The sequence below is a fragment of the Mesorhizobium sp. M0678 genome (assembly GCF_040320505.1).
Lineage (GTDB): Bacteria > Pseudomonadota > Alphaproteobacteria > Rhizobiales > Rhizobiaceae > Mesorhizobium.
Genome location: NZ_JAMYPT010000015.1, coordinates 1 through 13523 on the forward strand (window position 1 = coordinate 1; position 13523 = coordinate 13523).

Annotated in this window: 12 protein-coding genes and 2 pseudogenes; 11 read left to right on the forward strand and 3 right to left on the reverse strand. The window is 61.1% G+C overall.

The window, feature by feature from the left end:
* Positions 1–164 precede the first annotated feature (164 nt).
* Positions 165–461 carry a co-chaperone GroES gene (gene groES, locus NKI29_RS23385; protein ID WP_352458515.1) on the reverse strand — a complete coding sequence of 99 codons (297 nt, stop codon included), beginning with the start codon at positions 459–461 and terminating at the stop codon, positions 165–167.
* A gap of 624 nt (positions 462–1085) precedes the next feature.
* The gene (locus NKI29_RS23390) at positions 1086–1277 is read right to left on the reverse strand and encodes a hypothetical protein (protein ID WP_352594214.1); all 192 of its coding nucleotides are present in this window, start codon (positions 1275–1277) and stop codon (positions 1086–1088) included.
* A 961-nt stretch (positions 1278–2238) separates the two neighbouring features.
* Here NKI29_RS23390 and NKI29_RS33470 point away from each other — a divergent pair.
* The 6 genes and pseudogenes from NKI29_RS33470 to NKI29_RS23415 form a co-directional block, all read left to right on the forward strand.
* Entirely contained in the window at positions 2239–2730 is a 492-nt protein-coding gene (locus NKI29_RS33470) for a Y4lK-related protein (protein WP_502896723.1), read from the forward strand.
* A gap of 74 nt (positions 2731–2804) precedes the next feature.
* A pseudogene (locus tag NKI29_RS23395) lies at positions 2805–3100 on the forward strand (hypothetical protein).
* 165 nt (positions 3101–3265) lie between these two features.
* Complete coding sequence (locus NKI29_RS23400) at positions 3266–3535, forward strand: hypothetical protein (RefSeq protein ID WP_352797345.1); 270 nt, start codon at positions 3266–3268, stop codon at positions 3533–3535.
* Positions 3536–4460: 925 nt separating this feature from the next.
* Entirely contained in the window at positions 4461–4757 is a 297-nt protein-coding gene (locus NKI29_RS23405) for a DUF982 domain-containing protein (protein WP_352622114.1), read from the forward strand.
* A gap of 103 nt (positions 4758–4860) precedes the next feature.
* Positions 4861–5109 carry a DUF982 domain-containing protein gene (locus NKI29_RS23410; RefSeq protein WP_352578178.1) on the forward strand — a complete coding sequence of 83 codons (249 nt, stop codon included), beginning with the start codon at positions 4861–4863 and terminating at the stop codon, positions 5107–5109.
* A gap of 931 nt (positions 5110–6040) precedes the next feature.
* Positions 6041–6569 (forward strand): annotated as a pseudogene (locus tag NKI29_RS23415) (ArdC-like ssDNA-binding domain-containing protein); the annotation flags it as partial.
* 353 nt (positions 6570–6922) lie between these two features.
* On the opposite strand, the gene NKI29_RS23420 reads toward NKI29_RS23415, so the two are convergent.
* Entirely contained in the window at positions 6923–7576 is a 654-nt protein-coding gene (locus tag NKI29_RS23420; RefSeq protein ID WP_352797347.1) for a TetR/AcrR family transcriptional regulator, read from the reverse strand.
* A gap of 267 nt (positions 7577–7843) precedes the next feature.
* On the opposite strand from NKI29_RS23420, the gene NKI29_RS23425 reads away from it, so the two are divergent.
* The 5 genes from NKI29_RS23425 (at position 7844) to NKI29_RS23445 (ending at position 13503) form a co-directional block, all read left to right on the forward strand.
* Positions 7844–8959, forward strand: a complete 1116-nt coding sequence (locus NKI29_RS23425; RefSeq protein ID WP_352578179.1) for a sugar ABC transporter substrate-binding protein — start codon at positions 7844–7846, stop codon at positions 8957–8959.
* A gap of 69 nt (positions 8960–9028) precedes the next feature.
* Positions 9029–9994 carry an ABC transporter permease gene (locus NKI29_RS23430; RefSeq protein ID WP_352496350.1) on the forward strand — a complete coding sequence of 322 codons (966 nt, stop codon included), beginning with the start codon at positions 9029–9031 and terminating at the stop codon, positions 9992–9994.
* 8 nt (positions 9995–10002) lie between these two features.
* On the forward strand, positions 10003–11508 hold the full coding sequence (locus NKI29_RS23435; protein WP_352797349.1) for a sugar ABC transporter ATP-binding protein: 1506 nt from the start codon (positions 10003–10005) through the stop codon (positions 11506–11508).
* An 8-nt stretch (positions 11509–11516) separates the two neighbouring features.
* Positions 11517–12458 (forward strand): ABC transporter permease, encoded by a 942-nt coding sequence (locus NKI29_RS23440; RefSeq protein WP_352496352.1) that lies wholly within the window; start codon positions 11517–11519, stop codon positions 12456–12458.
* Positions 12459–12531: 73 nt separating this feature from the next.
* Complete coding sequence (locus NKI29_RS23445) at positions 12532–13503, forward strand: zinc-dependent alcohol dehydrogenase (protein WP_352529041.1); 972 nt, start codon at positions 12532–12534, stop codon at positions 13501–13503.
* The last annotated feature ends 20 nt before the right edge of the window (positions 13504–13523 follow it).

Here is a 13523-nt window from a genome sequence, read left to right on the forward strand (position 1 = left end):
GGGGCCGAGCGTGACCTTCACCGCGTCGGCGAGGATGTTGACGCCGCGCAGCATGCGCTCACGAGCGTCGCGGGAGAATTTTACGTCTTTGGCAGCCATTTTTTACTCCTGGGCATTTCGCCCGAAATTCAGATTGGATGGTGCGGATGAAAGGCGGCGGCGTGTCAGCCGATGACGCCCATGATGTCCGCTTCCTTCATGATCAGAAGGTCTTCGCCGTTGAGCTTGACTTCGGTGCCCGACCACTTGCCGAACAGGATGCGGTCGCCGGCCTTGACGTCCAGCGGGACGAGCTTGCCGACCTCGTCACGGGCGCCGGAACCGACGGCGATGATCTCGCCTTCCTGCGGCTTTTCCTTCGCCGTATCGGGGATGATGATCCCGCCGGCGGTCTTCGCTTCGGACTCGACGCGGCGAACGACCACGCGGTCATGCAGCGGCCGGAAATTCGACTTTGCCATTTTTGGATTTCCCTGGTGCGGATGTTGAACGGTTCTCCGTTGCCGGAGCGTGTTTAGCACTCACCAGAAGCGAGTGCTAACGCGGCAGTGAGATAGGCCGTAGGCTCCTGCTAGTCAAGACGGAAGAGGGACGGGCGAAGAGCAAACGAGCGTGGAAGCACCGAGCCCTTTACGTGAAAGACGTCGGAGATCGGACATGGATGGGGCGGCTCACCATTTGTAACTGAAGGCTTTATTCATTTGGCACGATTGGTGCAGCGGATGATCCGCAAACGTTGCGCGCGACAAATATGAGAGGTGAGCGCCATCAGGATTCCCGCGTTAACGGTCCACTCGGTCTTTACGGTGTGGCCGCCGCGCGGGCGCCAGGACTCCGGCCACCCGATAGTCACCGCAAGAACTGGCTGCGCATCGCCGCTGAAGGCGCCAGGATGGACATTCTGCTGAATTTACCTGCGGCGCTGTTTCATGGACGCGCGCTTGGGCCCCCCATTTTCTATTGCCCGCCTCGGCTCATGCGGGGCGTGGCGTTCTGGGAGGATTTGCTCACCATGGTTCATAGTGGCGGCGCATACGTCCGGTGAGCGCCTCACCTGAGGCTACATGGCGGTCGTGGAGATTGCCTCAGAAGCGGCGCCCAATCGGAAACCTTAGCACCTCCGCGTTTTGGCGTGGCTGCTTGAACTCTTCGACGGCAACCGCCTCAATTAACAGGTCCAAGGCTTCGCGTCCCCTTCGACTCATCGGGTCATCGCCACAAAGGTAGTCATACGCTCGATCTAAATGCACTCGGGCGGCGGAAAAATCGCTTGTCATAGGACCCTCTCTAACTGCCCGCATTGCCGTCTACGAGGTGAAGGTCGCGCAATCGTCAATATCTACAGACAAATCTGAATTAAATCGGAGATGATCGGGGGAGTAGCTAGGATGTCACCCACGGTGACTGAACCGATCGACATCGACGCCGAGGTCTCGGCATTCCTCGCGCGGCTGGAGGCCGAAGTCCCCTGACATGATGCCGCCGTCGAGCCCGCCGACGGGTCACTCGCTGGCGCTCGGTCGGATCATAAATGCCGAGCACCCCGTTCCGAGACCACCTTTGACTTCCGTCATTCGATGCAGACGCGCGGAATCGGCCCCGATCTTTGCGGCGTAGAGCCAGAGGCCGGCCGCCAGGTCCCAGGCCGGTTGGCTCCAATCGCGCTAGGTCGTGTGGATCAGGTTTGTCCACACCACTTAGCTAGGGGCGATAATATGCCATCGAAGAAGAAATGGCGCGGGTATTGGGTATCGATCCGTCGGAGCACCCAATCCCGCCCGCAACGCGGTTCGCAGCCATCTCGACCGATTGGTGGACTCCTGACTGCGGGATCTAAGGAGCTTTTCCTAGCCTATAGCTAAATTGAAAGACGCCGGACCCCCGATCGAGCCAACCGCGACCCAACCTACTGGACTCCAGAGCGAATAGAGCGCGTGCGGCTCGAGCGACTTGAGAGGAAAAGGAAATGGCGCCTCGGCATGACTGACTCCGACTGCCTGAGCGCCGGCATCGCCTTTCAGTGCGCGCAAGGGGAGCGTTCCGGTGGCCAATGCTGCTGTTGGAACGGAGCAGGTGGGTTGTTCTAGCAACACGGTTGAGTGTCCGGGGTGCCAACAATGAACAAATGCGCAGGAACACTCGATCCGCGCCTTCGGCAGGCCTGCCTACAACCTGTGCAAGTGCACAGGTAGCGAAGGTGCGCGCGTTCAAGCACGTTTGAGTGTCGGCGCAATTTCCATGCCGACCACCAACGGAGATTTCTGCGATGACCAACAACATGCGACTAATGAAAGCGAGCGAGATTCCGCCTTCGTTAACAAGGTGATCGAGGCTGGCTGCGACATCTGCGCGATCGGCCACTTAGGCTATTCGCTTGGCGACGATGACGGGAAGGTACCCTGGCGCAAGGTAAAAAGAATCGTAGAAGAGTTTGGGGATCGTGATCACCTGCTACCGGAGATCGTTGCCTACCTTCGCTCGAGTTGGTCGGTATATAGAACCCGAGTCGTCAACGAGCGAGGGCCGGAGAACGCGCTAAACACGCACTCGAAGTTGGAGCCCGCCGCGCCCGCTGCAAAAGTCTGCGACGACTTTGGTGCCTTTTTGGAAACTTCCCCGGTTGGACGGTATGGGTGGTCTCCAGCGGCACCGATGGAGCAACGTTTGGTGACGTTATATAGACGCCCGAGAGCCGTGGCGCACTGGCAGAAGACGGCTGGACACCTTTGACTTCGCATCAACCTTGACGAAACTCGTCCCTGGAATTGGATACCTGTCACCGTGACCTACGCCGAGGCCGCTTGATGGCGACAATAACCCACGTCTTCACAATCGACCACGTTTCGCAAATGATCGGGGAGGATCTCGAGCTCCTTCAGGCGATCGTCAGCAACGATGACAATCTCAGCTCTGGCAGTATCATCAGTGTCCATGACGGTAAGGAGATGGCAATAACCGCTCTCACCGACGACGGCATTGACGAGCTAACACAGATGCTTACCCATGCTCGCCGCTCGGCCGAAAGTGGAGCGACTTCCTCGATGACTTCGTCTCGGATCCCGACAGCATCGCGCGCATCAAGGCGAGGTCTTCGGCGTAAGACCGACGGCTGCGGCAAAGTTGAGGACAAGCCGATCAATATGGTTAACTTTGCCGCCACCTCGTCCAGAGTAGCGGTAAGCCGGTTTATCTGCGAGGCGGTTGCAGCCAGCTCCGGGCCGTAACGGGTCACGAGATATTCCCGGTTCTGGCTGAGGGAGTGAAGATGTTGGGCGGTTTTCGCGCGAAGGCGCAGCCTCGCTTCCAAGGCGAGTTCCGTGCGCGCCGACAGATCGTGCTGCATTTTGCGGATCTGATTGGGGCTGTGCCCACGGTGGAGCAAAAGCGCGGTCAGATAGAGTTCGATCGCGTGGATTGCCGACAATCTGAACGGCGCTCGAGTGAGCGGCTTGCCTGGCCGGCCGAGCCGAAGCAGCAGGGTTGCCGCCTTGCGGTACTCTTCCGCAAGCTCGTGGATCTGCAGCGGGAAGGCTAGCTCTCCTGGGTATTTTCGTTCTTCAATCTCCATTCATGCAATTAAAATGCCACGCAGAAGTTTTGGTAAAGAGCGAACAATCGTATTCTTCGGCACTTTCCATTTCTTGGCATCGCTATCGCAATTCCGAGCAAGACCTGCGGCAGTGGGGATCTGCGTCGACGCGACCGCAGTGGTTCTCGACGGATGAGAAGGGCGCATGCCGCGCCTGGCTTATCGATGCCTCGCGGATCGGCGCGGGAAGAGATCAGGTGGGCGTCTCCCTGCGGGCCGGGCTGCGGGCTTCGCTGAAGCCGGCCTGCGGTCGTCTTCACCCCTTCGGGCACGCATCCCTGACGCACCCGCTGCCGCAGCCCCGGCGCTTGGCCTGGCTTGAGTAGGGATAAAGCGCTTTACCTCGTTACCGAGGCGGTTTCTTCATCTCCGCTGCGAACCCCGGCGTGCGCGTTTTACCGCATCCGCCTCTCCATGCGTGACTTCGACTACGGGCCGAGGGTGCCTGGTAGCATTCCAGGGGCTCGTTCAATCCATTCCCAGGCGCGGGCGCCGTGCGCATACCGCAGGCGTTTTGTGTCGGCGAACTTGGCGAGTTTTCTTCTATGCAATCTGCATCACTGACCGGGTTGAGCTCGTCAATGACGTAGGCAAGGATTCGAGCTTCCCTCGGCTGGGGTGTCGATCCCGCCGCAAAGGAACTGCAACTTGCCGTTCGAATGCAGAGCATACCGAACGAAGCGGAGAGAACCGGCCACCGCTTGACCATTGAGAGCGCCTTGAGATGCTTCGGCCAATGGCCGATGGCATCACGCCCGCGTTTCCCTCTTGAAGCGTCATCGCGCCGACAACACTTTGTGCGACGATCGGCGGGCGCCGATGTGGCCCCTGCCTCACGTGAACTGGCTGTTCAGCAGGTCGGGAGGAACAAATGAAGGCCGAGGCTTTCAGCAGCCCCATTTTCGTGAAGCGCTCCACCTACATCGTGCAAGAGATTGCAAGTCTTGCCGAAGCCATCGATCTTCTCGATGAATGGCCGCCAGATCGCAGAGATCGTGCCCACGAAACTGCCCTTAGGACGTGCCATGATGCCTACGATGGGCACAAGCCTGTAGGTGCGGCGCGTAACGCGCTTTACGACTTTGCAAAGCAGGTTGGCATATTAGAGGATGCGACCTCTGCGATGCAGTGGATTGCTGCCTGCAAAGCGGGCACCGCAAAAGTCTAAATCCTATTCGCCGATGCGACTGGGGCGAGGCGCGAGTAACATTCGGTTTAGCATTCGGCCTGTCGCCGCAGACTGGCTGTCAAGGAGGGAAGGGGGAGGGGAGATGGCCGGCTCGAGCAGATTCGAAAGGCCAGTCATTGTGCAGGTCGGCCGCCATGGCTCAGAGCGTATCGTGCTCGACGTCAATGACGCCGCCGCTATCTTGCTGCGGGATATTGGTCGTCAGACCGAGAAGAGTAGGATAGCAATGGACGTGTGTCTGCAGGTGCTGCGTGGGAAGGCTCGGTCGCCAGCTGCTCGAGGCGCTTTCGTCGTGGCCGCACTCGAAGCAAAGATACTGCGCGGCGATTAAACCGAGCTCTGGCACGGGTCATCTCTTCGGCCTCTCGCTGCCTGGTACAGCCGTCGGATATGACCCATCAGAGCGCGGCAAGGGAGTTTGAAGCGCGTCGTCGCCGTGCTCGCGAGCGACCCGCAAGCCCAAGCGATAGGCCAACTGGCCAACTGCGCTGCGCCCTCGGCTCGCGTTGCCGCCTATCCTGTTTGCGGATTGAGACGCATACTTCCTGGAGCGCCGGACAGCAGACTTTCTATTCGTTGGAGGCTGAGCGGGAGCCGGCGCAGCGCTGCGGCCCGATCCGGCGTGGAGAGCGCGGGCGGGGCTTGGCTTCTCAACGAAAGCACCGGCCCAAACTAAACTCATCACATACCGTCGCTATGTTATGGCAGCTGCACCATATCCCGCTTTCGCCGGCAAGGGGCTCGGAACGAAACTCCGGAGTAGCCGGGAACGGTCGAATCCGGCGCAAAGGTGTGGACGGAATCAGGCCGGCGTCACCACGGCTTCCTCAATGACGCCGTGATGAACTTATCCTACGGCATAGTCAGGAGCTCCTCGTCAGCGCGATGATCACCGCTCGGCACCATTCCCAGAACGTTCAAAGCAAATGTAGCCCTGCAAGTCGCTCTTGAGCGATATGCCGGTCAGGGCGATTTGATAGCTGCTTCAGGCCATCGCTTCGCGATGCGGTTTTGTTTTGTGTTGCCAGCCCCCGCTCGCGGGGTGGGCGACGCTCCTTTCTAAGCCCGCTGCGGCGTGCCGCAATGCCTGCTTGGCTCACATTCTCCACTCCGTTGCGGCCCTCCGGGTGCGGCCCGCCTCGTTCAGCGGGCCAAGCCAGTCGCTTTCTGCCGCCCACCCCACTCACGGGGGAAGGCGCGGGAGATTAGCGACCGGAAACGAAGATCATGCGCAGACCGGCAAGCGTGGTGCGCGTGGCGAAGTGGGCGGGAACAAGAACGAGGCTCCAAGGGCGAGCCTTTATTGCGAGATCACCGACCGCATCATCGCAGATCTGGAGCGGGGCTCGCTGCCTTGGGTCAAACCCTTGGGGCAGCGCCAAATCAGCTCTTGGCTTGCCGAAGAATGCCGCCACCGGTCGCAACGTTCCGGCATCAACATCCTGATCCTGTGGGGCGCGCTGATCGAGCGCGGCCACCCCGGCCAGAACTGGCTCACCTTCCGGCAGGCGCTTTCGCTTGCGGCAATGTCGAAAAGGCGAGCACGGCTCGACTATCGTTCATGCCGATCGCTTCATCCCGAAGAACGAGAAGGAACGCGCTAGAAAAGAAGACACCGAGCCGCAGGCGGTGCCCTTCCTCAAGCGTTTCACCGTCTTCAATGTCGCGCAGTGCGAGGGCCTGCCCGAGCAGTTTTACACCCAGTCTGAGCCGCTGCCCAAACGCGAAATCATCCCGCAGGCCGAGGCGTTCATCGCTCCCAGCGGCGCAGAAATTCGCATCGGCGGCAATCGCGCCTTCTACACGTCGGGCGGCGACTTCATCCAACTGCCGCCGCAGCCCGTTTGTTTGCCGAGGCCTCGCGGACAAGCGACAGGCAAGGTACGCGTTCAACCCAAATCCCTCCCTGGCCGAGCAGTTCGCCATACTGGCGGCATGACAGCGGCCGGTCTCGACCACCTTCATGACGCAGAAAAACTTTGCAACACAACCCATCCGCCGCCGCCAGCACCTGCTTGCGTGTCGCTTCGGAGGGTCGGCCGGTTCCCGAAAGCACGTAAGATGCCGTTGCGACCGACGCCTGCCACCGCCGCGACTTCCTTGATTCCGGACCGTTTCAGGGAATGTGCCGCCGGCCGGTAACGTCAAGCGGCAACGAGCCGCATGATCGTATCGATATTGAACTGGATGCGCTGCTCCAGGGCGTCCTTGGCCATCAGGTCCCGCTCGTAGATGATCGAACCGGTGAAGCGGTTTGTCAGGTAGTAGTAGCCGACGGCCGCGATGGTGATGTTGAGCTGCACGGGATCGATGCCGTCACGGAGGACGCCCGCCTTCACCCCGCGCTCAAGGATGCTCGAGACCAAGTTCACGAGCTTCCTGCTGGAGACCTTGACGATCTCCGACTTTTTCAGGTGCTTGGCTCGATGCAGATTTTCGCTGTTGACGAGCGTCAGAAATTCCGGGTTCTTCAGGTAGTATTCCCAGGTGAAGCGCACCAGTTTTTCGAGCGCTGCCTTCGGGTCAAGATCTTCCAGGTGCAGCTTCTGCTCGGCGTTGCGAATATCGAGATAGGCCTCTTCGAGAATGGTCTGGAACAGGCCCTCCTTGCTCTCGAAATAGTGGTAGATCATGCGCTTGTTGGCCTTCGCCTTCTCTGCGATGTCGTCGACGCGCGCCCCACCCAAGCCTTTCTTTGCAAATTCTTTTTTTGCCGCCTCGAGGATGCGCGCTTTGGTGGCTTCCGCGTCGCGGATGCGCGGTTTTCGTCCCGGTTTTTCGTTTCGTTGGCCCGTCATGTTTTGCGCCTGCCCTCTGCCGCGGTCGGGATTTCTTCCCTGCAACTCATACACGCGCGTCGCCGTCCTTCACAGCCGTTCGACGCGATTGCTTGTCTTGATCATACTGAAACCGCTTGACGTGGGCAAACTAAAAGAAGTAACTGGTTAGTGCGTTAAATGGCGTAGGTCACGCCGGAGCGCCTCGCCCGAAGGCAAGGCTCTCCTGTCGACAGCAGCGCCAGTCGTGACGCGCGAAGCGTTTCAATCGAAGATTGGGAGGAACCAATGTCGACCTTTATCAAGGATTTCATCGAGCGCGAAACGGTCAGCCGTCGCAATTTTCTGTTCGCAGCTGCGGCCGGCATGGGCGCGGCTGCCGTGCCGGGACTATTCGGTGGCGGCATCGCACGCGCCGCGCTGACAGACCCGGCGATTGCCTGGAGCTACCGCGACCGCGCCTCGGCATACTGGAACTCTGTCGTCTCCGGCGGCGAGGCCTTCGTGGAGTCGCTCGGCAAGCCGAAGAGCACACTCATCAGCCTTATCAACGAGGGCTCGACGGAAAAGTCGCTCGCTGACATCAAGGCCTTCCTTGCCAAGAACAATGGCAATTGCGCCATTGCCTGCGATGCCAATGACAGCCCGAACGCCCGTCCGGTCGTCGAGGCCGTTCAAGCTGCCGGCGCCTATGTGTCGACGATCTGGAACAAGACCGACGACCTGCACCCCTGGGACATCGGCGACAACTATGTCTCCCACATGACCTGGTCGGACGAAAAGCCGGCGGAAGAAACCGCCCGCATCCTCTTCAAAGCCATGGGCGGTGAGGGTGGCGTGGTCCATCTCGGCGGCATCGCAGCCAACAATCCGGCCGTCGAGCGCCTCAACGGCCTCAAGAACGCACTGAAGGACTTCCCGAAGGTCGAGCTGCTCGATGCCGAGCCGGCCGACTGGGACACACAGAAGGGCGCGGCACTGATGGCCTCGTTCCTGACGCGCTACGGTGACAAGATCAAGGGCGTGCATTGCGCCAATGACAACATAGCCTACGGCGTCATCGAGGCGCTGCGTGCCGAGGGTATCGAGAACATGCCGATCGTCGCCTATGACGGCAATCCGGAAGCCGTGCAGATGGTCATGGATGGTCAGCTACTCGCCACCGTCTTCACCAATCCGCATTGGGGCGGCGGCATCAGCGCTGCACTCGCCTACCATGCCGCCATCGGCACCTTCAAACCTTCCGAGGAGCCGAAGGAGCATCGCGAATTCTATGGCCCGACGATTCTCGTTACGGCCAAGGACGCGGCGGAATTCAAGGCGAAGTACCTGGATTCCGTGCCGACCTACGACTGGAAGGACTTCTGGGGCCCGTCGAACGGTCAGATCCAGTACAAGTCCTGACCATAGGCAGGGCGGCAGCCGTACGCTGCCGCCACATCTCCTGCGAAATTCATTAGAGGGGTGTCTGACGTGACACGTCGCCTTTCGCGCGAAACCTTGATCAAGTGGGCGCCGCTACTGGTGCTGATCGCGCTGCTGATCTTTTTCACCGCACTCAACCCGACCTTCTTTTCCTTGCGGAACTTTGCCCGTATCGCGATCGCGGCGGCCCCGGCGCTCATGGTCGCCGTCGGCGTCACCTTCATCATCGTCATGGGTTCGATCGACCTTTCCATGGAGGGAACGGTCTCGCTCACGGCGGTCTCCTTCGCCTTCATCTTCGCCCAGCTTGGCGGCACGCTCGCCGGCTTCGGCTGGATAGCCATTCCGCTTGTGCTCGTGCTCGGCGGCATGCTCGGGCTCTTGAACGGGCTGGTGCATGTGAAACTGAAGATCCCGTCCTTCATGGCAAGCCTCGCCATGGGCTTTGTCGGCACCGGTGCCGCGATCCTGCTGACCGGCGGTGATATCGTGAAGGTCAGCGATGCCACCTTCCGCGGCCTGCTCACGGTGCGCTGGCTCGGCTTCCCGCTGATGGTCTATGTCGCGGCCCTCTTCCTGTTCGTCGGCAGGTTCATCCAAACCCACACGACGCTCGGCCGCAATTTCTACGCTGTCGGCGGCGGCGAGGACCTCGCTCACGCCTCGGGCCTCAACGTCACCCGCGTCCGCGTCACCGGCTTTGCGCTCGCCGGCGTCTTCTACGCCATCGCCGCGATCCTCGTCGTCGCCCGCATCGGGCAGGCGGAATCTGTGACGGGCGCAAACTTCATGTTCGTCTCCATCACCTCTGTGGTCGTCGGTGGCGTGGCGCTCTGGGGCGGCATCGGCGGCGTGTGGAACGCGCTCGTCGGCGTTCTTATCGTCAACGTCATCGACAACGGCATGGTCGTCATCGGTCTGCCCGATTTCCTCCAGGACGGAGTGCTGGGCCTCCTCGTCATTCTTGCGGTGGTGCTTTCCACCGACCGCAAGATGGTTTCCTTCGTTAAGTGAGGAGCGCCATGTACGAGCTGAAAGCCGTCGACAAGAAATTCCCCGGCGTCCACGCGCTGAAGTCTATCAATTTCCACATCAAGCGCGGTGAGATCGTCGGTCTCGTCGGTGAGAACGGCGCCGGCAAATCCACGCTGATGAAGGTCATCTACGGCGCCTACCAGCCGGATGGCGGCCAGGTCCTTATCAACGGCGCGTCCGTTCGCTTCGCCAATCCGCGCCAGGCGATGGAAAAGGGCATCGGGATGGTGTTCCAGGAACAGTCCCTGATCCCGAACCTCTCTATCATGGAGAACATCTTTCTCGGCTACGAGCGCCAGTTCGTCCGCTTCGGCGTGGTCGACTGGAAGGCGATGGCGAGCGCGGCCAAGGCGCAGCTCGCCAAGGTGAAGCTCGACATCGACCCGGTGACGGTGACCTCGAAACTCTCCTTCGCCCAGCGCCAGCTTGTCGAACTCGCCAAGGTTCTGACACTGGAGGAGCGGGTGAAGGGCGACCTCGTCATCCTGCTCGACGAGCCGACCTCGGTTCTATCGAAGGAAGAGGTCGAGCTGCTCTTCAAGCTTGTGCGGGAGCTGACGACGCGCGCCTCCTTCATCTTCGTTTCGCATCGCATGGAAGAGGTGATGGAGCTCTCCGACCGCATCTATGTCATGAAGGACGGCGAGGTGGTCGACGTGGTAGAGCGGGGCGGCGCGACGGCGGAGGCCATCCAGCACAAGATGGTCGGCCGCAACGTCGACAAGCAATATTACCGAGAACACCTGCAGAAGCCGTTCGATGGCTCGAAGGTGCTGGTCGAGATGGCGGCCGTCGGACTGCCGGGCAGCATCCAGGATATCTCGTTCAAAGTGCATGCCGGTGAAGTCCTGTGTCTCGTCGGCACGGAAGGTTCCGGGCGCGAGGCGATCCTGCGCACGATCTACGGCATGCTGACGCCGGCGACCGGCCGTCTCAAGATCAAGGGCGCTGACGCCACAGGCTATTCGCCGCGCCAGTCGGTCGCCCATGGGGTCGGCTATGTGCCGCGCGAACGCAAGATCGAAGGCATCGTCGCCGGCATGAACGTCTACGAGAACATGACGCTCTCGCAGATGCGGAACCATTCGAGCCGGGGGGTACTGCGCGTTAACGAGGAGCGGGCGCTGGCGCGCGACTGGATCAAGAAACTCTCGATCAAGGCACATTCGGAATTTGCCGATTGCGGCAATCTCTCGGGCGGCAATCAGCAGAAGGTCGTGCTGGCCAAATGGCGTTCCGCCGGCTCCGACATCATGTTGCTCGACCACCCGACGCGCGGCCTCGACATCGGCGCGAAGGAAGACGTCTACGACATGATCCGCGCGATGGGCGAGGCAGGCGTCGGCATCGTGCTCGTCGCCGATACGCTGGAAGAAGGGATCGGCCTGTCGCACACCATCATCGTCGTCAAGGACGGGCGCATCCAGAAGCAATTCGCCTGTAAGCCGGGCGCCAAGCCCACGCCCTTCGACCTGCTGCACCATATGATCTGAGGGAAGAGATGGATATTCAGCGCCTCAAACCGCACCTACCCTGGATCACGCTGGTCGTGCTCGTCGCGATCGTCGGCGTCAACGATCCCGGCTTCCTGCGCCCTTCGAACCTACTCGGCATCGCCGGGGATATCGTGCCGCTCTTCATCATGGCGCTCGGGCTCACCTTTGCTATCTATATCGGGGGCATCGATCTTTCGGCCCAGTCCATGGCGAACATGGTGACGGTCGTCGCCTCGGTATATCTCGCCTCCATGGGGGCGTGGGTCGCCGTGCTGTGCGTGCTTGCCGGCTTCCTGCTCGGCATGCTCTCCGGTTATGTGACGACGCGGCTTTTCGTGCCGTCCTTCATCTCCACGCTCGCTGTCGGCGGTGTCGCCTTTTCTATTGCGCAATGGCTCTCCGGCCAGCGCGCACTCAACATGGATGCCACACAGCGCAACGAGACCTTCGGCTGGATGATCGGCCGCACCTGGGGCGTGCCGCATGAGCTGCTGATTGCCGCGGCGCTCGTCGCGATCTGCCTCTTCATCGAGCGACGCACGACGCTTGGCCGTGCCCTGAAGGCCGTCGGTGCCGGCGAACTCGCGGCCGCGGCCTCAGGCCTCAATGTCGCCCGCTACAAGATTCTTGCTTTCGCGATCTCGGGCGCACTCGCCGCCATTGCCGGCCTCCTCTTTGCGGTAAAGCTTTCGGGCGGTGCGCCGACGATCGCCAACGGCTTCCTGCTGCCGGCCATCGTTGCGGTGCTCGTCGGTGGTACGCCGCTGACAGGTGGCGTCGGCGGTGTCGTCAACACCGTGGTCGGTACGCTCATTGTTGCCGTCATCCGCGCCTCGATGCTCTATTTCGAGATCGACGCGACGCGCCAGCAGATGGTTTTCGGCGTCGTGCTGATCGTCGCCATCGCGCTGACCATCGACCGCGCAAAGCTGCGCACCGTGAAGTGAGGATCTGGCCATGAGCACCATGCGCGCCGCTGTCCTCACTGCGCCGAAGCGCTTCGAACTCCGCGACGTTCCGGTGCCGTCCGTCGGGCCGGATGATGTACTGGTGCGGGTAACGCGCACAGGCATTTGCGGCACGGATATCCATATCTTCAACGGCCACTACGCCGCTGACCAATTGCCGCTGATCCCCGGCCATGAGTTCTGCGGCACGATTGCTGAGATGGGCACCAATGTGCGCCATCTGGCGCCTGGTACGCGCGTGGTCGTCGACATTAATATCGGCTGCGGCACATGCTTCTGGTGCCGGCGTAATGAGGTGTTGAACTGCGCCGAGGTCACCCAGGTCGGCATCGGCAGGGATGGGGCTTTCGCCGAATTCGTCGCCGTGCCCGCGCGCCTCGCGATCCCCGTTGAGGCTAACATCGCTGACGAAGTTCTCGTCCTCACCGAGCCGGTCGCCTGCGTCGTCCGCGCCGCGCGCAAGGCGAGGGCGACCTTCGGCCAGTCGGTCGTAATCTTCGGCGCAGGGCCGATCGGCAATCTTCATGTGCAGATGATGCGGCTCGTCGGCGCGGCCCCCATTATCGTCGCCGATCTGTCCGCCGAGCGCTCCCGGATGGCTCTCGAAGCCGGCGCGGATGCGGCGGTGTCCGATCCGGCCGAGCTCAAGAAAACCGTGCTGCGGATGACCGGCGGACGCGGCGCGGATCTGGTGGTCGAAAGCGTCGGCAACAGAAAGCTCTATGAACAGGCTTTCGACCTGACGCGCCGCGGCGGGCACATCGCCTTCTTCGGCATCACGTCGCGGGGCGAGACGGTCCCCCTCGATATCCTCCGCACGGTTCTGGAGGAGACGAGCCTCAAGGGCTCCGTCGCGGGCATGGGGGAGGATATGCATGACGCATTGACCCTTCTATCGCATGGCCGGTTCCGCACGGATGATTTCACCAAGGCCAGCTACTCCCTGGAGAATATCCAGGCGGCTTTCGACACCCTCGGGGAACGGCCGCACGACCTGAAGACGCAAATCGCCATTGCGGCGTAAGACCTATCGAAGTGGAGGTA

Bases quoted from the DNA above. Each gene is read 5' to 3' on its own strand.
- NKI29_RS23400 (WP_352797345.1), top strand. From the start codon at position 3,266: ATGTTGGGCGGTTTTCGCGCGAAGGCGCAGCCTCGCTTCCAAGGCGAG.
- NKI29_RS23405 (WP_352622114.1), top strand. From the start codon at position 4,461: ATGAAGGCCGAGGCTTTCAGCAGCCCCATTTTCGTGAAGCGCTCCACC.
- NKI29_RS23390 (WP_352594214.1), bottom strand. From the start codon at position 1,277: ATGACAAGCGATTTTTCCGCCGCCCGAGTGCATTTAGATCGAGCGTAT.
- NKI29_RS23435 (WP_352797349.1), top strand. From the start codon at position 10,003: ATGTACGAGCTGAAAGCCGTCGACAAGAAATTCCCCGGCGTCCACGCG.
- NKI29_RS23425 (WP_352578179.1), top strand. From the start codon at position 7,844: ATGTCGACCTTTATCAAGGATTTCATCGAGCGCGAAACGGTCAGCCGT.
- NKI29_RS33470 (WP_502896723.1), top strand. From the start codon at position 2,239: ATGCCGACCACCAACGGAGATTTCTGCGATGACCAACAACATGCGACT.
- groES (WP_352458515.1), bottom strand. From the start codon at position 461: ATGGCAAAGTCGAATTTCCGGCCGCTGCATGACCGCGTGGTCGTTCGC.
- NKI29_RS23410 (WP_352578178.1), top strand. From the start codon at position 4,861: ATGGCCGGCTCGAGCAGATTCGAAAGGCCAGTCATTGTGCAGGTCGGC.
- NKI29_RS23420 (WP_352797347.1), bottom strand. From the start codon at position 7,576: ATGACGGGCCAACGAAACGAAAAACCGGGACGAAAACCGCGCATCCGC.
- NKI29_RS23440 (WP_352496352.1), top strand. From the start codon at position 11,517: ATGGATATTCAGCGCCTCAAACCGCACCTACCCTGGATCACGCTGGTC.